At 25.7% G+C, this 17,459-nt stretch carries 19 protein-coding genes; 15 read left to right on the forward strand and 4 right to left on the reverse strand.

Features of this window, described 5'->3' with window-relative positions; genetic code table 11:
• Positions 1 to 12: 12 nt before the first annotated feature.
• Together prmC and hemW are read right to left on the reverse strand one after the other, a co-directional pair.
• Positions 13 to 840 carry a peptide chain release factor N(5)-glutamine methyltransferase gene (gene prmC, locus AAQM_RS06340; RefSeq protein ID WP_129094231.1) on the reverse strand — a complete coding sequence of 276 codons (828 nt, stop codon included), beginning with the start codon at positions 838 to 840 and terminating at the stop codon, positions 13 to 15.
• A 40-nt stretch (positions 841 to 880) separates the two neighbouring features.
• Entirely contained in the window at positions 881 to 1,948 is a 1,068-nt protein-coding gene (hemW, locus tag AAQM_RS06345) for a radical SAM family heme chaperone HemW (protein ID WP_129094230.1), read from the reverse strand.
• Positions 1,949 to 2,003: 55 nt separating this feature from the next.
• Between hemW and AAQM_RS06350 the strand changes: the two genes are divergently transcribed.
• From AAQM_RS06350 to folP, 5 genes are read left to right on the forward strand one after another with little or no spacing between them, the layout of a single operon-like run.
• The gene (locus tag AAQM_RS06350; protein WP_128986245.1) at positions 2,004 to 2,501 is read left to right on the forward strand and encodes an RNA pyrophosphohydrolase; all 498 of its coding nucleotides are present in this window, start codon (positions 2,004 to 2,006) and stop codon (positions 2,499 to 2,501) included.
• 17 nt (positions 2,502 to 2,518) lie between these two features.
• A complete protein-coding gene (locus tag AAQM_RS06355) occupies positions 2,519 to 3,730 on the forward strand; it encodes an aspartate kinase (RefSeq protein ID WP_129094229.1) in 1,212 nt (403 codons plus the stop codon).
• Between the two features lie 2 nt (positions 3,731 to 3,732).
• Positions 3,733 to 4,284: a HobA family DNA replication regulator gene (locus tag AAQM_RS06360; RefSeq protein WP_129094228.1), complete on the forward strand. Its 552-nt coding sequence runs from the start codon at positions 3,733 to 3,735 to the stop codon at positions 4,282 to 4,284.
• Positions 4,284 to 4,913: a DNA polymerase III subunit delta' gene (locus tag AAQM_RS06365; protein ID WP_129094227.1), complete on the forward strand. Its 630-nt coding sequence runs from the start codon at positions 4,284 to 4,286 to the stop codon at positions 4,911 to 4,913. Before AAQM_RS06360 ends, AAQM_RS06365 begins: the two co-directional genes overlap by 1 nt.
• A gap of 11 nt (positions 4,914 to 4,924) precedes the next feature.
• Positions 4,925 to 6,064 carry a dihydropteroate synthase gene (gene folP / locus AAQM_RS06370; protein ID WP_129094226.1) on the forward strand — a complete coding sequence of 380 codons (1,140 nt, stop codon included), beginning with the start codon at positions 4,925 to 4,927 and terminating at the stop codon, positions 6,062 to 6,064.
• A 13-nt stretch (positions 6,065 to 6,077) separates the two neighbouring features.
• Here the strand turns inward: folP and AAQM_RS06375 are convergent, their stop codons facing one another.
• The gene (locus tag AAQM_RS06375; RefSeq protein ID WP_129094225.1) at positions 6,078 to 6,908 is read right to left on the reverse strand and encodes a prephenate dehydrogenase; all 831 of its coding nucleotides are present in this window, start codon (positions 6,906 to 6,908) and stop codon (positions 6,078 to 6,080) included.
• An 85-nt stretch (positions 6,909 to 6,993) separates the two neighbouring features.
• On the opposite strand from AAQM_RS06375, the gene bamA reads away from it, so the two are divergent.
• From bamA to AAQM_RS06405, 6 genes are read left to right on the forward strand one after another with little or no spacing between them, the layout of a single operon-like run.
• Positions 6,994 to 9,264 carry an outer membrane protein assembly factor BamA gene (gene bamA, locus AAQM_RS06380; RefSeq protein WP_129094224.1) on the forward strand — a complete coding sequence of 757 codons (2,271 nt, stop codon included), beginning with the start codon at positions 6,994 to 6,996 and terminating at the stop codon, positions 9,262 to 9,264.
• Positions 9,264 to 10,337 (forward strand): dehypoxanthine futalosine cyclase, encoded by a 1,074-nt coding sequence (locus tag AAQM_RS06385; RefSeq protein ID WP_129094223.1) that lies wholly within the window; start codon positions 9,264 to 9,266, stop codon positions 10,335 to 10,337. The genes bamA and AAQM_RS06385 overlap by 1 nt, the downstream gene beginning before the upstream one ends.
• A gap of 6 nt (positions 10,338 to 10,343) precedes the next feature.
• A complete protein-coding gene (locus AAQM_RS06390) occupies positions 10,344 to 11,636 on the forward strand; it encodes a M16 family metallopeptidase (RefSeq protein WP_129094222.1) in 1,293 nt (430 codons plus the stop codon).
• Between the two features lie 2 nt (positions 11,637 to 11,638).
• Positions 11,639 to 12,940, forward strand: a complete 1,302-nt coding sequence (gene gltX, locus AAQM_RS06395) for a glutamate--tRNA ligase (RefSeq protein WP_129094221.1) — start codon at positions 11,639 to 11,641, stop codon at positions 12,938 to 12,940.
• Positions 12,937 to 13,209 (forward strand): YggT family protein, encoded by a 273-nt coding sequence (locus tag AAQM_RS06400; RefSeq protein ID WP_129094220.1) that lies wholly within the window; start codon positions 12,937 to 12,939, stop codon positions 13,207 to 13,209. The genes gltX and AAQM_RS06400 overlap by 4 nt, the downstream gene beginning before the upstream one ends.
• Positions 13,210 to 13,214: 5 nt before the next feature.
• On the forward strand, positions 13,215 to 14,870 hold the full coding sequence (locus tag AAQM_RS06405) for a lytic transglycosylase domain-containing protein (RefSeq protein ID WP_129094219.1): 1,656 nt from the start codon (positions 13,215 to 13,217) through the stop codon (positions 14,868 to 14,870).
• Here the strand turns inward: AAQM_RS06405 and AAQM_RS06410 are convergent.
• Positions 14,839 to 15,318 carry a hypothetical protein gene (locus AAQM_RS06410; protein WP_129094218.1) on the reverse strand — a complete coding sequence of 160 codons (480 nt, stop codon included), beginning with the start codon at positions 15,316 to 15,318 and terminating at the stop codon, positions 14,839 to 14,841. The genes AAQM_RS06405 and AAQM_RS06410 overlap by 32 nt on opposite strands.
• A gap of 140 nt (positions 15,319 to 15,458) precedes the next feature.
• Here AAQM_RS06410 and AAQM_RS06415 point away from each other — a divergent pair, with 140 nt between their 5' ends.
• The 4 genes from AAQM_RS06415 (at position 15,459) to AAQM_RS06430 (ending at position 17,445) form a co-directional block, all read left to right on the forward strand.
• Positions 15,459 to 15,839, forward strand: coding sequence for a hypothetical protein (locus AAQM_RS06415; protein WP_171920666.1), 381 nt, complete (start codon positions 15,459 to 15,461; stop codon positions 15,837 to 15,839).
• A gap of 64 nt (positions 15,840 to 15,903) precedes the next feature.
• The gene (gene mobB, locus AAQM_RS06420; protein ID WP_129096270.1) at positions 15,904 to 16,401 is read left to right on the forward strand and encodes a molybdopterin-guanine dinucleotide biosynthesis protein B; all 498 of its coding nucleotides are present in this window, start codon (positions 15,904 to 15,906) and stop codon (positions 16,399 to 16,401) included.
• 2 nt (positions 16,402 to 16,403) lie between these two features.
• Complete coding sequence (locus AAQM_RS06425) at positions 16,404 to 17,246, forward strand: class 1 fructose-bisphosphatase (RefSeq protein ID WP_129096269.1); 843 nt, start codon at positions 16,404 to 16,406, stop codon at positions 17,244 to 17,246.
• Entirely contained in the window at positions 17,239 to 17,445 is a 207-nt protein-coding gene (locus AAQM_RS06430) for a hypothetical protein (RefSeq protein WP_129096268.1), read from the forward strand. Before AAQM_RS06425 ends, AAQM_RS06430 begins: the two co-directional genes overlap by 8 nt.
• Positions 17,446 to 17,459: the final 14 nt, after the last annotated feature.

A 17,459-nucleotide genomic window follows, 5' to 3' on the forward strand; every position in this document is an offset into this window, starting at 1 on the left:
TTCATTCCTTTTTCAATTTTTAAATTTTAGAGTAAATCCTCTATCAAAACTTTCATAATCTTTATAAAAACTATAAAACTCAACATTAAACTCTTTAAAATAGTTTTCTAAAGGAGTTTTTTGATCATATCCCATTTCACAAAGTAAATATGGAATTTTTTTATCATTAGTTTGTTTTATAATATTTTTTAAAAGTTCATCCCCAACTACTCCTCCAAAAAGTGCATTTGATGGTTCATATTTTACATTTGGTGGCAATTTGTAATCATTTGCAATATATGGTGGATTTGAAATACAAAGAAAAATATCATTCTCATTTACATTTTCATATAAATTACTTAATCTAAAATCAATTTTATTTTCAACACCATGTTTTATGGCATTTTGTTTTGCTAACACTAAAGCTTTTTCATTTATATCAACTGCAATTATTTTTATATTTGGTATTAATAAAGCTAACATTACAGAGATGATTCCACTTCCAGTCCCTATTTCTAAAATTTTTATCTCTTCTTTTTTATCTTTTAAAATTTCAACTGCATTTTCAACTAAAATTTCAGTTTCAGGTCTTGGAATCAAAACACCTGGTTTTACTATAAACATTTCTCCATAAAATGAAGCTTTTTCTATAATATATTCCAAAGGATAATTTGTAGCTCTTTTTTTTACTAATGTTGCTAGTTCTTTCTCTTTTTCAAACTCTTTTTCATAATTCAAGTGAAGCCAAATAGTGTTTTTATCCAATAAAAACATCATCAAAATTTCCACTTCTTTTGCTGGAATATGAGTTACAAACCTAAGTTCATTTGAATACTTTTTTACTATTTCTTTTATTGTCATATGTTTTTTACCTTTTAAAAGTTTGGATTATATTATAAGTTTAATCCAAAATATATAAAGCTAATTCATCAGATAATAAAAAATTTGTATTATAAAGTTTTTTATTTTCTAAATAAACTTTGTTATATTTCACTAATTCATTAATTTTTTTCATCTCTTTTTCATCAAAAAGTTCTAAGTCTACACCATTTGAACATCTAAGTCCAAGTAAAACTTTTTCCGTTTTAATATCTTCATCATCAATCTTTTCAATTTGAGTAAATAAAGGATTTTTTATATACTCTTCCAAATTTTTATGTGGATATTCCCTTTGTTTATTAATATATCCAACAGCTCCTGCTCCAACTCCTAAATACTCTTTATGTTGCCAATATCCATAATTGTGTTTTGATTCAGATTCTTTATTTCTTGCAAAATTTGAAATTTCATATTGATGAAATCCATTTTTATTTATATAATCAAAAATTCCATAAGATAGTTCCTCATCATCAATTTTTACACTACTTCTATCAAAGAATTTTGTACCTTCTTCTATTGTTAAAGAGTAGGCACTTAAATGTGTAATTGGTAATGAAAATGCAGTATCAAAATCCTTTTTCATACTTTCCATTGTATCATTTTGTACACCATAAATAATATCGCAGTTAATCCCTTTAAATCCTATTTCTTTAGCATTCTGTATAGCTTTTATAGCACTATTACTATTATGCGAACGACCTAAAAATTTTAGTTTATCATTATCAAAACTTTGCACTCCAAAACTAACGCGATTAACACCTAAATTTTTCATATTTTTTAACCATTCATAAGATGCAGAATTTGGATTTGCCTCTGTTGTAATTTCGACATCATTTTCTAAATATGGTTTAATAATTTCAAAAATCTCTTCATATTCACTAGCTTTTATAGTAGAAGGTGTTCCTCCACCTATAAAAACTGTTTCAATTTTTTTATCTCTTTTTAAAACATAATTATCTAAATTATATTTCAATTGTTTTTTTAAGGCCTTCATATATTCATATTTAAGTTGAAATTTGTCGGTATATGAGTTAAAAGCGCAGTAAAAACATTTACTATCGCAAAAGGGTATGTGTATATATAAAAGCAATTTTTAATCCTAGTTTTTGTAAAATCTCTGGCTAATTATAAGGGAAAATATATTTATGACTGATAAAAAACAAAATACAATTAATAACGTAAAGAAAAAATTTAGACCTAATGTTGCCGCAATTGTACTATCAGCAAAATATCCTCATAAGTGCGAAATATTTATTGCTTCAAGAACTGATGTAGAAAATGCTTGGCAATTTCCTCAAGGAGGAATTGACGATGGAGAATCATCAAAAGAAGCATTATTTAGGGAACTTGAAGAAGAAATTGGAACAAGAGATGTTGAGATTATTGCCGAATACCCAACTTGGGTTTCATATGAATTTCCTCCTGCAATTGCAAAAAGGATGTATCCTTATGATGGGCAAAGACAAAAATATTATCTAGTGAAATTAAAAAAAGGCGCTAAAATAAATATAAATACAGAGATTCCTGAATTTAGCGAGTATAAATTTGTGCCTACTAAAAATATTTATGAATATATAACTTTTTTTAAAAGAACTGTTTATAAGCAGGTTTTAAAATATTTTAAAAATGAAGGTTATATTTAAAAAGGATAAAAAATTAGATGTTAAAAGTACTTAAATTTGGTGGAACAAGTGTTGGTACACTTGATAGAATTCAAAATGTTGCAAATATCATAAAAAAAATAAGAGATGAAGGTCATGATGTTATTGCTGTTGTTTCAGCTATGAGTGGAGAAACAAATAAATTGATTGAATATGCAGAGTATTATTCAAAAACTCCTAAGTTAGATGAAATTGATATGCTTTTAAGTTCAGGAGAAAGAGTTACTTCTGCACTTTTATCAATTGCATTAAATGAAATGGGATTAAAAGCTACTTCAATGAGTGGAAGAGCAGCTGGAATCATAACAGATAATGCACATACAAAAGCTAGAATTGAGCATATTGATACAACAGGAATGAAAAAAGCTATAAAAGAAGGAAATATTATTATAGTTGCAGGTTTTCAAGGTGTTGTTCAAGATAGCTTAAGAGTTTCAACTTTAGGTAGAGGTGGTAGTGATTTAACTGCTGTTGCAATTGCTGGAGCTATTGAAGCTGATGTTTGTGAAATTTATACAGATGTTGATGGTATTTATACAACAGACCCAAGAATTGAGCCTAAAGCAAAAAAATTAGAAAAAATTTCATATGATGAAATGTTAGAGTTAGCATCTCTAGGTGCAAAAGTTTTACAAAATCGATCAGTAGAAATGGCGAAAAAATTAAATGTAAATTTAGTATCAAGAAGCAGCTTTACGCCAGAAGTTGAAGGTACATTAATAACAAAGGAAGAGAATATTATGGAAAAACCAGTTGTAAGTGGAATTGCTTTAGATAAAAATCAAGTAAGAGTGGGAATGTATGGAGTTACTGATAGACCGGGTATTGCTTCAGCTATTTTCACAACCCTTGCAGATGCAAACATAAATGTTGATATGATTGTTCAAACAGTTGGTGTTGATGGTAAAACAGATTTAGATTTTACTATTCCAAAAACAGATTGGGAAATTTGTAAAGGTGTAATGGAAAAATTTAAACCTGAAACTGAAAATATTGATTATAATGAAAAAATTTGTAAAGTTTCAATCGTTGGTGTTGGTATGAAATCTCACACTGGTGTTGCTTCAAAAGCATTTACAGCACTTGCAAATGAAAATATTAATATTAGAATTATTTCAACAAGTGAAATAAAAATTTCTATGATTATTGATGAAAAATATGCAGAACTTGCAGTTAGAGCATTACACGAAGCTTACGATTTGGATAAATAATAGTGCAAGAATTTTTAAATTGGACTGTTGATACAATCAGGGAAGATAGATTAATATCTCCTTGGTTGGAAGAAAAAAAATATGAATGGACTCCACTTGTATCAAAAAACATAAATAACTTGTTAGAAAGAGGATTTTCTATAATAGTTATTACAGATAAAGAAAGAGAGTGGTTTTTAGAATATATTTTATCAAATATAAACTCGACTAAATTAAATAGACCATTTTTACCATATTATGATTTTAAATCATTTTATAGATATATTGATAACGTAAAATCAGATGAAGATATCTCTTATATAAAAGATATGTTAAGTATCTCTTTTCCAAATGGTTATTGTTTTTGGTATATTGGAAAAAGTCAAGATGTAAGAGCAACTATTCCAAAAGTATCAAAACACTCTTTTTTATGGCTATTTGATGAAGAAAAACAAGATGCATTTAATCTAAAATCTAATGATGAAGCTTTAGATATGAAACTATTGCAAATGTTTAGACTTTACAATAAATCAGTAAGTGCTTCTTTATTTGCTGAAATAAATGTGGAAAATTAATGTTAGATTTAATTGAAAATTCTTCTATTTTAATAGTAAATGATATTGTATCAACTCTTGAAGAGTTACTTCCTAAATATCCACTTCATTCGACAAGAGTTATTAAAAATGAAGAAAAAGATGAGTTTTTAATAGCTCAAGCCACACTAGCTATAAAAGAAGCATATATTGCTACAAATTCAAAGAAATATCTTTTTTTATGTGGAACAACTTTTAGAAAAGAAGCTCAAAACTCTTTATTGAAAGTATTAGAAGAACCTCCAAGAAATATAGTTTTTATAATTATTACAAATTCAAAAACAGCTATTTTACCCACTATTTATTCTAGATTACCATATAAATATTTAAAAAAATCTATTATAAAAAATGAAATCCCATTAAATATAAGCAAAATGGATTTAAAAGATATTTATAATTTTTTAAAAGATAATCAAAAAATTTCTAAGAATGAAGCTAAAGATATAGTTGAAGCTATTTTATTAAAAGTTAATTCACAAAAAATTAAATTATCTCAAAAAGAACTTGATTTTTTTTCAAAATCTATAAAATTATTGGAATTAAATTCAAGACCAATAAATGTACTAACTACCCTACTTTTATCAATAGCTAATCAAAAAAATAAACACTAAAAGGTTTTTATATGAAAACATATAAAATATCATTAAATGATACTAAGAAATTTTATAAAAATTTAGGTTGCGATGATGGTGGAATTTCTATTCTTTCTAAAAAATCAAAAATTCACACTTTGTATATAAAAGATTTACATGTGGGAGCTGCAAATATTTTAAAACAAGATGCTTTATCTATTGGTGCTGATTTAGCAGTTCCAAGTGGAGTGATTGTAGCTCGTGATAAATATGTTGATGCTATTTTAATTGGAACAACTAAACATTTTGAAGTTTTATCTAGAAAAGAGTTAGCTCAACCTTTTGGTTTAAAAGAGTTGGCTAAAACTTTAAAAGATTATGTAAAAGAACAAAATTTTAAAACAAAAATAATGGGTGTTTTAAATGCAAATGAGGATTCATTTTTTAAAAATAGTAGATTTGATAACACTAGTGCATCAGCTAGAATTGAAAAAATGATTGAAGATGGTGCAAATATTATAGATATTGGTGCAGTTTCTTCAAGACCTGGAAGTCTTACAGTTTCCCAAGATATTGAATTAGAAAGAGTAAAAGATATAGTTCAAACTATTTATAAAAATAAATATTATGAAAAAGTTGATTTTTCAATTGATTCTTTTGAGCCAAAAGTAATTGAATATGTTTTAAATCATGGTTTTAAAATAGTAAATGATATTACAGGTTTAGAAAATGATGAAGTTTGTAAAATAGCTTCAAAATATAATGCTCAGGTTGTTATTATGCATATGCAAAATAATCAAACAAATATGCAAGATAATCCAACATATGAAAATGTAATTTTAGAAATTGATGAATATTTCAAAAATCAAATTTTAAAAGCTCAAAGTTTTGGAGTAAAAGATATAGTTTTAGATGTGGGAATTGGATTTGGAAAAACTTTAGAGCATAATCTTTTATTACTTAAAAATTTGGAAACTTTTAAACATTTTGGATTTGAACTATTAATAGGAGCTAGTAGAAAGTCAATGATAGATAAAATTATTCCAACATCTATCGAAGATAGACTTCCTGGGACTATTGCTATTCATCTTGAATCAATAAAAAATGGTGCATCAATTATTAGATGTCATGATGTAAAAGAACATTTTCAAGCAATAAAAGTTTTTGAGGCAATAAATAATATAAATTAAGAAGAGATACTACTTATAGTATCTCATGCAAAGTATTTGCTTTTTTCATCCACTCTTCTAATTTTTCATAATTTTCTTCTTCTACCATTTTTCTAGCAGTTTGAAGGTGTTCTTCAAATAAATCAATAGAAGCTAAAAGATTAGTTCTGTTTTGTTTAAAAATATCACTCCACATTCTAGGACTTGATTTTGCAATTCTACTCATATCTTTAAATCCACCAGCAGCAAGTGCGATGATTGATTTTGGATCTTCATGCCCCATAACTGTATTAGCTAATGAAAAAGATATAATATGAGGTAAATGTGAGATATAACAGGCATGAATATCATGTTGAGAGCTATCCATTACTACTATTCTCATTCCTATTTCTTGAAAAATTTTAAATGCTTTATTTACATGTAAATTACCATTATCTTCTAAATCACAAAAAACAACTGTTTTACCTTCATATAAATCATCAATAGCGGCTTTTGGTCCTGATTTTTCAGTTCCCGTCATAGGATGTGCAGCTATAAAATTTTTTCTTATTTTAGGAGGAATACTTTTTACAATATACTCTTTTGTTGAACCCATATCAATAATAGTAGTATTTTCATCAATATCTAAAAAATTTGGAAACATACTAATTATCGCATCAACAGGAATAGCTAAAATAATAACATCTGAAACTTTTTTTAAAGTATCTAAATCCACAAGCTCATCTACTAAATTTAACTCCAAAATATCTTTTTTATTTCTTTCACTGTTTGTAAATCCATAAACTTTTTTTGCAATACCATATCTTTTAACAGCTTTTGCTAAAGAACCTCCCATAAGTCCTAAACCAATAATTCCAATATTCAAAATACAACCTTTTAATAAATTAGTATTAGATTATATCTTACTTTATATTTATATAAACTATATTTAGATATATTAATGCACTATAATGAAAATAAGGATAGTTGTGAAAAATAAAGTCGTACTATTATCTTTGGCTTGTGCTGCTGCACTAAGTGCAAATACAATAAAATCTATAGAATATAAAGATGTAAATAAGATTTCCCCTCAAATTCTAAATGAAACTTTAAATATGAATGTTGGTGACAAACTTGATGAAAATAAATTAAATGATGCAATATTAAGTTTTTATAAATATGGTTATTTTGAAGATATTCAAGTTATTAATAATGATGGTAATTTAAAATTAATTTTTAAAGAGAAACCTTCGATTGCAAATGTTGATATTAAAGGTTATAAATCAAGAGCAGAAGATATAGAAACTATAAAAACAGTTTTAAAGCTAAAAAAAGGTTCTATGTATACTGAAAAAAAAGTAAAGGAAGCAAAAGAAAAACTTCTTAGTATGCTTGAAAGTGAAGGTTATATAAACTCAGTAGTTGAAACAGAAGTTGAAAAAATAAATGAACAATCATTAAAACTTACATTTAACGTAAACAAAGGTGATGAAATTGTTATTAATAAAGCAAACTATCACGGAGCTAATAGTTTAGACTCAGATGATTTTGATTTAGTAACAGCAAATAAAGAAAAAGAGTTTGCTTCTTGGTGGTTTGGACAAAATGATGGTGAAGTAAAAATTGATCAATTAAAATATGATGCAAGAAGAATAAATGATTTATATTTTGAAAGAGGTTATTTAGATGCTCAAGTTAAAGAACCTTTTTTAGATATTGATTTTGCCTCAAATCAAGCAAAACTAGATTTTTTTATCTCTGAAGGTGAAAAATATACAACAACTGGAATTAAAATATATTTAGATTCTTCTATAGTTGATCCTGAAACAATCTATCCTGAATTAAAACTAATAATTGGAAACACTTTTAATATTAAAAAATTAAGAGCTGATCAAGATTATATAAAAACTCAAGTTGCTAATCAAGGATATGCATTTGCAGATGTAAGATTTGATTTAAATAAAAATGAAGAGAATAAAACAGTTGATGTTGTTTATAATGTAATACCTGGTAAAAAAGTTTATATTAATGATGTGAAAATTTCAGGTAATGTTAGAACTTTAGATAGAGTAATAAGAAGAGATGTATATTTAGCTCCTGGAGATTTATATAATCTTACAGATTTTAAAGATTCAACAAATAAACTTAAACGTTCTAGATTTTTTGAAGATGTTCAAATTGAAGAAAAAAGAGTTAGTGATGATAAAATGGATATTATTGTAAAAGTAACAGAAGCTCCAACAGGTTCTTTAATGCTAGGAGGAGGATATGGTTCTTATGATAAATTCATGGTTAATGGATCAATTAGTGATGTAAATATTTTTGGTTCAGGTTTAGCATTAGGATTAAGTGCTGATTTATCAGCTAGATCTAATAGATTTGAATTAAGTTTAAAAAATCCAGCAATTAATGATAGTGATTACAATGGAGAATTTGAAGTTCATAGTACAGAATCAGAAATTTACAGAGATAAATACGATTCAACTATTGAAAGTAAAGGTTTCTCAGTTGCATTAGGAAAACAACTTTATAGAAGTTTATATGCAGGAGCTAGATATAGGCTTGATTTTATAAATGAAAATTATGAATATGATCCTACATTTAACTATAATCCGGCATTAGGTGAAAAATATGAAACACAAGATTATGTATCAAGTTCTATAACTCCATATTTGAATTATGATAATACAGATGATTTTTATTTTCCAAGAGAAGGATATAGAGCTGGTATTTCGGCTGAATATGCAGGAATTGGTGGAGACTCTAAATATATAAAACCTAGTGCTTATATAAAATATTTTTATTCTTTAGAAGACTTAACAGAACTTGATTGGGTTTTACGATTAAAAACACAAATGAGAGTTTTAATTGATAATGGACAAATAAATCAAGGAGATTCTTTATATATGGGTGGTCCAAAGACTTTAAGAGGATATAAATCTTATGCTTTCCCTTCTAATGAATCAGGATATAAACAAGACCCTTATACAAAAATGTGGGCAAGTTCAGCAGAAATGAGTTTTCCTTTAATTCCAAGTGCAAAAATGAGATGGGGAATATTCTATGATTATGGAATGATAGGTAAAGATTCATTTAGTGAAATAGAACGTTCAGGTGCTGGTGCGTTATTAGAGTGGATTTCTCCAATGGGACCTTTACAATTAATATTCTCAAAACCAATTGACGATAAGCCAGGTGATGATACATCTTCATTTGAATTCTCATTGGGAGCTAGTTTTTAATGGTTAAAAGAATTGAAGTTGATTTGAAAAAACGACTTACCAATGAAGATGCATTAAATTTAATAAAAAATGCATCCCTTTTAGAGTTAGGTCAAATGGCAAGCAATAAAAAAGCTGAGTTACATCCTGAAAAAATTACTACATTCATAGTTGATAGAAATATTAATTATACAAATGTTTGTTGGGTTGATTGTAAGTTTTGTGCTTTTTTTAGACATGGAAAAGATGAAGATTCTTATGTTTTAAAATTTGATGAAATTGATGAAAAAATAGAAGAATTATTAGCAATCGGTGGAACACAAATACTTTTTCAAGGTGGAGTTCATCCAAAATTGAAAATTGATTATTATGAAGAGTTAGTCAATCATATTCATACGAAGTATCCTCAAATCACTATACATGGCTTTTCAGCGATTGAAATTGATTTTATTGCAAGGATTTCAAAAATTTCAAAATTAGAAGTTTTAAAAAGATTACAAGCAAAAGGTTTAAGTTCAATTCCAGGAGCTGGTGCTGAAATTTTATCTGATAGAGTAAGAGATGTAATTGCTCCTAAAAAAATGGATACAAAAGATTGGTTAGAAATTCATAGACTTGCGCATTCAATTGGTATGAAAACAACAGCAACTATGATGTTTGGAACAGTAGAAACAGATGAAGAAATAGTTGAACATTGGGAACACTTAAGAAAACTACAAGATGAAACAGCTGGATTTAGAGCCTTTATTATGTGGTCTTTTCAAGGTAAAAATACAAAACTACTTGAGGAACATCCTGAAATCAAACCTCAATCATCAAATAGATATTTAAGATTATTAGCTGTTTCAAGATTATATTTAGATAATTTTCAAAATATGCAAAGTTCTTGGGTTACACAAGGTTCTTACATAGGTCAATTAGCTTTAAAATTTGGTGCAAATGATTTAGGAAGCACTATGATGGAAGAAAATGTTGTAAAAGCAGCAGGTGCTGCTAATAGAATGAATCAAGAGGAAATGATAAGATTGATAAAAGATATTGGTGAATATCCAGCAAAAAGAAATACAGCTTATGAGATTTTAGAAAGGTTTTAAAATCTAATGAAAATAAAATATTTTTTCTTAATTATAATAGCAATTTTACAAGGGAGTTTAATGGGTGCTACAATAAAGCATATAGATATAAAAGGTATTTCTATACCTATAATTTTTGAAGAACAAAGAAATTTACCAATTTTAAATTTACAATTAGTTTTTAAGAATTCTGGTTATATTCAAGACGAAGATAAAAGTGGCTTAGCAAGTTTATCTTCAAAACTTTTAAATGAAGGAACAAAAGAGTTGGGAGCAACAAAATTTGCAGAACAACTTGATGAAAATGCAATTACAATAAATAGTTCGAATGGTTTTGAAACTTTTGTAATTGAAGTTTCAAGCTTAAAAGACAAATCTTCAAAAGCTATAAATTTATTAAATGATTTATTAAAATCACCAAATTTAACACAAAATAGTTTAGATAAACTAAAAACGATACAAATTGGTGCATTAAAAAGAAAAGAAAATGATTTTGATTATGTTTCAAGTAATCAATTAAAATCTATTTTATTTAAAAATACTGCTTTAGAAAATCCAGCTTCAGGAACAGTTGATACTATTTCAAAAATTCAACTAGAAGATATTGAAACTTTTTTAAATAAAACTTTATCTTTAGAAAATTTAATTATTGTTGCAGGAGGAGATTTTTCTTTAGAAGAATTTGAAGATTTAATAAAATCTACTTTAGAAAATATAAAATCATCAAAAGAAATTGAAAATAAAAAAGTAAAATTCACTTCTAAAAAAGAGAAAAAAACACTATTAAAAGAGACTGAACAAGCCTATATTTATTTTGGAAGTTCTTTTAATATTGATTCAAAAGATGAAGAAAATTATAAAGCAAAAGTTGCTTCATTTATTTTAGGTGGTGCTGGTTTTGGTTCTAGATTAATGGAAGAAATTAGAGTAAAAAGAGGATTAGCATATAGTGCTTATGGTTCAATTTCTATTAATAAATCTCACACTTATTTTAGTGGATATTTACAAACTAAAAATGAAAATTCAGATGAGGCTATTAAATTAGTTGAAGAAATAATTGAAGGTTTCGTAACAAATGGTGTTACTCAAGAAGAACTTGATGCTGCAAAAAACTTTTTAACAGGAAGTGAACCTTTAAGAAGTGAAACATTAGCTCAAAGATTAAATAGAGCTTTTACTCTTTATTATAGAGGTTTAGAACCTGATTATGCAAAAAAAGAGTTAGATAAAATTCAAAATTTAAAACTCGAAGATTTAAATAAATATATTAAATCACATAATGAAATAAATAATTTAACATTCTCAATAGTAAGGAAATAATTTTGTTAAGATTTGCCCCAAGTCCAACAGGTGATATGCATATTGGAAATTTAAGAGTTGCCATTTTTAATTATATTGTATCAAAACAGTTAAAAGAAGATTTGATTATAAGAATTGAAGATACAGATAAAGAACGAAACATAGATGGAAAAGACAAAGAAATTTTAGAGATATTAAATCTTTTTTCTATTGAATATAAAAGTGTTGTTCATCAAAGTGATGCTTTAAAATATCATCAAAAAATAGCTCTTCAATTAATGACTCAAAAAAAGGCATTTGCATGTTTTTGTAGTGATGATAAGCTTGATGAATTAAGACAAAAAGCAGAAATTGAGAAAAGACCTTTTAGATATGATGATTTTTGTGAAAATTTATCTGATGAAACAGTTTTAAATACAAATGCACCTTTTACAGTACGTATCAAAAGACCTGAACAAAATATCAAATTTACTGACCTTTTAAAAGGTGATTTTGATTATGCACCTTTTGATGTTGATTCATTTATTATTTTAAGGCAAGATAAAACGCCAACTTATAACTATGCTTGTGCAATTGACGATATGTTAATGGATATTTCTGTGGTTATTCGTGGTGAAGATCATGTTTCAAATACACCAAAACAAATACATATTAGAAACTCTTTAGGATATGATAAAGAGATAAAATATGTTCATTTACCAATTATTTTAAATGCTCAAACTGGTAAAAAAATGAGCAAAAGAGATGATGCAAGTAGTGTTAAATGGCTAATTGAACAAGGTTTTTTACCAAGTGCAATTGCTAATTATCTTGTACTTATGGGAAATAAAACTCCAACTGAAATTTTTACTTTAGAAGAAGCAATTGAATGGTTTAAAATTGAAAATGTTTCAAAAAGTGCTGCAAAATTTGATATTGATAAATTAAGATTTATAAATAGAAAACATATAGAAATGCTTGATGAAATGAGATTGTCAAAAATTTTAGGTTTTGCTGATATTGATATTGGAAAGCTTGGAAAAATTTTCTTAGAAGAAGCAAGTACAATAAAAGAGATAAAAGAAAAAATATCTCCAATTTTTGCACCAAAAAACTCTTGTGAAGGTTTTGAGGAAGAATTTTTAAAATTAAAAGAGTGTTTACAAAAAGCACCATTTTTTCAGGATTATGAAGAATTAAAAAAATATGTAATGGAACAAACAGGATTAAAAGGTAAAAATCTGTTTAAACCATTAAGATATATTTTAACTGGTGTTGACAATGGTCCAAATATTTCAGATATTTATCCTTTAATTAAAAATTATTTAGGAGAAATTATAAAATGATAGATGCTTTATTGAGTTCACTATTTACAGTTATTTTAAGTATCATATTTTTATATAAATGGGTTGTTATTATAAGTGCCATTTTAAGTTGGGTAAGACCAGATCCTTATAATCCAATAGTACAAATGCTTTATAGATTGACAGAACCAGCTTATGCTTTTATACGAAGATATATACCAACAGTAGTTGGAGGAATGGATTTAGCTCCTATTATTTTAATTTTTGGACTAATTTTTTTAGAAACATTTCTTAGAAATTTAGCTTTTTAATAATTATGAAAAAACCTTTTTTTACTTTAAGTATATTTTTATTATTGAATTTTTCTGATGCGAATGCATCAAATACGGATTTTTTGCAAAAAGATTTTAGAGTAACTCTTGAATGGTTGGAACAAAAACCAAAATCTTATGCTAAAGATTTTTTTATTTTACAGTATTTAAATCAAGAAAATTTACCATTTGAAAATGCAAAAATTGCTTATGAAATGGGAAATGGAACAAACGCAACACTAAAAAAAGTTTTTAATGAAAAATATAATAAAAAAGCTCCTATTGATTTAAAATGTTATAGAGCAACTATTGAACAATTAAAACAAGAAGATTCAAAATGTATTGCATTAGGATTATCACTTCAAGAAGCAACACAAATTTCAAAAAAAGATTTAGAATATTTTATAAGTCAACTTGATCCTTACCCTACTTTAAAAAATGATTTAAAGATAATCGCATCAAATGACCCTTTTTCTTCTTTAATTAAATCTGACATGAATAGATTTTTTAGATTATTTTTTGATTTGGGTGAAAATTATAGAGTTAAGTTTTTTAATAAATCTTTTTCCCCTCAATTGATAAATGAAATTTATAAAGATAAAAATTTTGAAAAATTCTTAAGATATGTTATTTATAATAAAAAACTTTCAAATATACAAAAATCTCTTTTTATTTTAAAAGATAATAAAACTTTAGCTCCCCATATTAGTTTTTTATTAGGAATTAATGCAATAAATAACAATAATTTAGATGTTGCTAATAGTTTCTTTTTAGATAGTTATAAAAAATCATATCTAAGAACTGATAAAGACAAATCTCTTTTTTGGCTATATTTAGTAAACAATGATCAATCTTTTTTACAAGAATTATCAAATAGTTGGGATAATAGTATTTATACTTTATATGCAAAAGAATTGTTAAATTTAGAATCAAATAATATTGTATATGATGTTAAAATAAAAAATAAAAAAAGCAATTTTGATATTCATGATGCTTTTAAATGGATGGAAGTAGTATCAGATACTAAAAAAAATTTAGATGAAAATAAACTTAAAAAGTATGAAGAAATTTTTTCTGACAAAAATACAATACCACATTTAGCTTATATTTTAGAAAGGTATAATAAGTATAAGACACAATATTTTATAACTCCATATAGAGATATAGTAGGAAAATATGATATTTATAAACAAGTATTGATTTACTCTATAGCAAGACAAGAGAGTCATTTTATACCCTCTTCTATTTCATTCTCTTCAGCACAAGGAGTTATGCAAATAATGCCATTTTTATCTCTTGATATTTCAAAAAAATTAAATGAGGAATACAACATCTATGAACAATTTATTCCAAATAAAAATATAAAATATGGAAGTTTTCATTTAGATACTTTAATGAAACAATTTGATAATAATCCTTTATTTATTGCTTACGCATACAATGGTGGAGCAGGATATACAAGAACCCAATTAAAAAAAGGTCTATTTAAAGAAAAAAATAAATTTGAACCTTTTTTGAGTATGGAAATGATTTCGTATAGTGAAACAAGAGAATATGGGAAAAAAGTTCTAGCTAATTATCACATCTATAATAACTATTTGAATAGTGAAAACAAAGTTTCACTATCAACTATTTTTCAAAGTTTAGTATCGCCCTACTAGATTTTGAATCAAATAACTCTAAAGAAATTCTACCTTCAGTTATTGAATCAAATTTAACTAAATAGTAATTCCCCCAATAATTTTTCATCATTAAGCCTTTAAATCTTTCATCATCTTTTTCGATTTTTTCTATTAAAGTAGCTTCTTTTTTATTCAATAAAAGCTCATAATCATTTTTATTAATATCTTGTTCTTCAAGATTAGTAAAAAATATTGAAACCAAAAAACTTTCATTTTCATCGTTATAAATTTCATCATTTATTTTATTTAAATATGTAGAAATAAATATTACTTCAACTTCACCATTATTTAAAATATCAACCTTTTTTGTAAACTGAACACTATTAGCTTCTATATCTTTCTTATCAAAATATCTAAATGCACTATTTTTATCACCACATGCTGTAATTAAAAATAATAAAAACAATAAAAATAAATTTTTAAACACATTTTCTCCCTACTAAGTAATTACTTATTGTACAATTTTTAGCCTTTTAAAAAAATTTTTATTATTTTTATTATTGTTTCAATAAAAAATTATTAAAAAAATGATAGCATTAAAAATAAAATATAATATTAAGAAAAGTTATGAATAAAAAAGAAAGAATCAAGATACATGGTAAACTACAAAGTAGTCTAAGAAAAAATTCTCCAGATGTTACTTATTCTAATATTATGAATTCAGGATATATAGATATTAAAGAAAAATATAAACCAAAATTTTTGATTTTTCAAATAATATTAAGTTTTATTTTAGTGGCACTTTTATTTTATTTTGAGTTATTTATTTTCGTGATTATATTTGTATTAAATTATATAGTAACTTGGATTTATTCTTTTGTGTCTATTCTTAAAAATAATTTTAAAAATAAAAATAATAAATTATTTTGGTTTACTCTTATTTTTTTTATACCTTTTAGTGCTTTTGTTTATCCTGATTTTAAAAGAATACAAACAATTAAAAATTAAGAAGAAAGTATCTCTTTATTGAAACTAAATTTAATTTAACAATCATTTAGATAAAATCCGACTTATGAATAAAAAAAGATTAGTAGTAGCCTTTTCAGGTCCATCAAATAGTGGTAAAACAACAGCCATTGTAAAAGTTGCAAGTATTCTTCAAGATCAAGGTTTTAAGGTATGTATTGTAAAACATGATCCAAAAGATAAAGCTATGTTTGATAGAGAAGGAAAAGATTCCTTTAAATTTTCTCAAACGGGTGCTGATGTTGCAGTTGTAAGCCCAAATAAAACAACTTTATTTAAAAAATCTACATCTACAATTGATGAATTAATAGAACTTTTTGAAGATTTTGATTATTTATTAGTTGAAGGATTAAAAACTTTAGAGCTTCCTAGAATTTCGATTTTTAGAGATAGATTAGATGAGAGTTATTTTAATGTAACAGATGCAATTGCTTGTGATGAAACTATTGATGAAAATGATATTCCAAACAATATTGAAAAATTAGATTTAAATAATCCAGAAGATTTAATCTTTTGGATAAATAAAAATGCAAAAAGAGTGTAAAAATGCAAGAAATAATTAAAGCAATTGAAGAATCAGCTATAAAAATAAAATATTTAATTGAAACTGGTGATACAGGAAAAAGTGAATCTGAAAACTCAACTGGTGATACTCAATTAAAACTTGATATTGAAAGTGATGAGATTATTGAGAATATTTTCAAAAAAATTCCAAGTATTAAAGCAATAGTTAGTGAAGAACAAGAAGCTATAGTTGATTTACATGAAAATGGTAAATATCTAATTGCTTATGATCCACTTGATGGTTCATCTTTAGTTGATGTAAATCTTTCAGTTGGTTCAATTTTTGGTATTTATGAAAATGAATTTAATGCAAAAAATATAGTTGCTTCTGTTTATGTTGTATTTGGTCCAAGAGTTGAAATGGTTGTAACTACAACAGATGTAAAAATGTATAGATTATTAAATGGTGAATTTAAATTTATTCAAAATATTAAACTAAATGAAAAAGGTAAATTAAATGCTCCTGGGTCTACTCAAAACTGTTGGGCACCATTTCATAAACAATTAATTGATGATATTTTCAACGATGGTTACAGATTAAGATATTCTGGTGGAATGGTTCCAGATCTTCATCAAATATTACTAAAAGGTGGAGGATTATTCTCATATCCAGGAACAAGTGATAGACCAAAAGGAAAATTAAGACAATTATTTGAAGTTTTCCCATTTGCATTAGCTTATGAAAAAGCTGGTGGGCAAGCTGTTGATGGATTTAAAAGAGTTTTAGAAGTGCAAACTACTCATATTCATGACACAACTCCATGTTTTTTTGGTTCAAATACTGAAATAAAAAGAGTTTTAGAAGTTTATAGTAAAAATGTCTGATCACGAAGAAATTATAATTGACGAATGGGATTTAAAACTAGATAAAATGCTAGTTGAATTGAAAAATTGTCAAGAATCAAATAGTTTAAAATCTTGTACTCCTTGTAGTCAATTTTTTGAATGTCAATTAAGAAAAAAATATGTCGTTGCCGTATATGAATCTATGAATAAAGGTTCTGGCGGTGGATTTGAATTTTAAAAAAAAGAGGTAAA

It is taken from the genome of Arcobacter aquimarinus (assembly GCF_013177635.1).
Lineage (GTDB): Bacteria > Campylobacterota > Campylobacteria > Campylobacterales > Arcobacteraceae > Aliarcobacter > Aliarcobacter aquimarinus.

Coding starts and splice junctions, on each gene's coding strand:
- bamA (WP_129094224.1), top strand. CDS start 6,994: ATGAAAATAAGGATAGTTGTGAAAAATAAAGTCGTACTATTATCTTTG.
- AAQM_RS06405 (WP_129094219.1), top strand. CDS start 13,215: ATGAAAAAACCTTTTTTTACTTTAAGTATATTTTTATTATTGAATTTT.
- AAQM_RS06400 (WP_129094220.1), top strand. CDS start 12,937: ATGATAGATGCTTTATTGAGTTCACTATTTACAGTTATTTTAAGTATC.
- mobB (WP_129096270.1), top strand. CDS start 15,904: ATGAATAAAAAAAGATTAGTAGTAGCCTTTTCAGGTCCATCAAATAGT.
- AAQM_RS06390 (WP_129094222.1), top strand. CDS start 10,344: ATGAAAATAAAATATTTTTTCTTAATTATAATAGCAATTTTACAAGGG.
- AAQM_RS06430 (WP_129096268.1), top strand. CDS start 17,239: ATGTCTGATCACGAAGAAATTATAATTGACGAATGGGATTTAAAACTA.
- prmC (WP_129094231.1), bottom strand. CDS start 840: ATGACAATAAAAGAAATAGTAAAAAAGTATTCAAATGAACTTAGGTTT.
- AAQM_RS06425 (WP_129096269.1), top strand. CDS start 16,404: ATGCAAGAAATAATTAAAGCAATTGAAGAATCAGCTATAAAAATAAAA.
- AAQM_RS06385 (WP_129094223.1), top strand. CDS start 9,264: ATGGTTAAAAGAATTGAAGTTGATTTGAAAAAACGACTTACCAATGAA.
- AAQM_RS06365 (WP_129094227.1), top strand. CDS start 4,284: ATGTTAGATTTAATTGAAAATTCTTCTATTTTAATAGTAAATGATATT.
- AAQM_RS06415 (WP_171920666.1), top strand. CDS start 15,459: ATGAATAAAAAAGAAAGAATCAAGATACATGGTAAACTACAAAGTAGT.
- AAQM_RS06350 (WP_128986245.1), top strand. CDS start 2,004: ATGACTGATAAAAAACAAAATACAATTAATAACGTAAAGAAAAAATTT.
- folP (WP_129094226.1), top strand. CDS start 4,925: ATGAAAACATATAAAATATCATTAAATGATACTAAGAAATTTTATAAA.
- AAQM_RS06355 (WP_129094229.1), top strand. CDS start 2,519: ATGTTAAAAGTACTTAAATTTGGTGGAACAAGTGTTGGTACACTTGAT.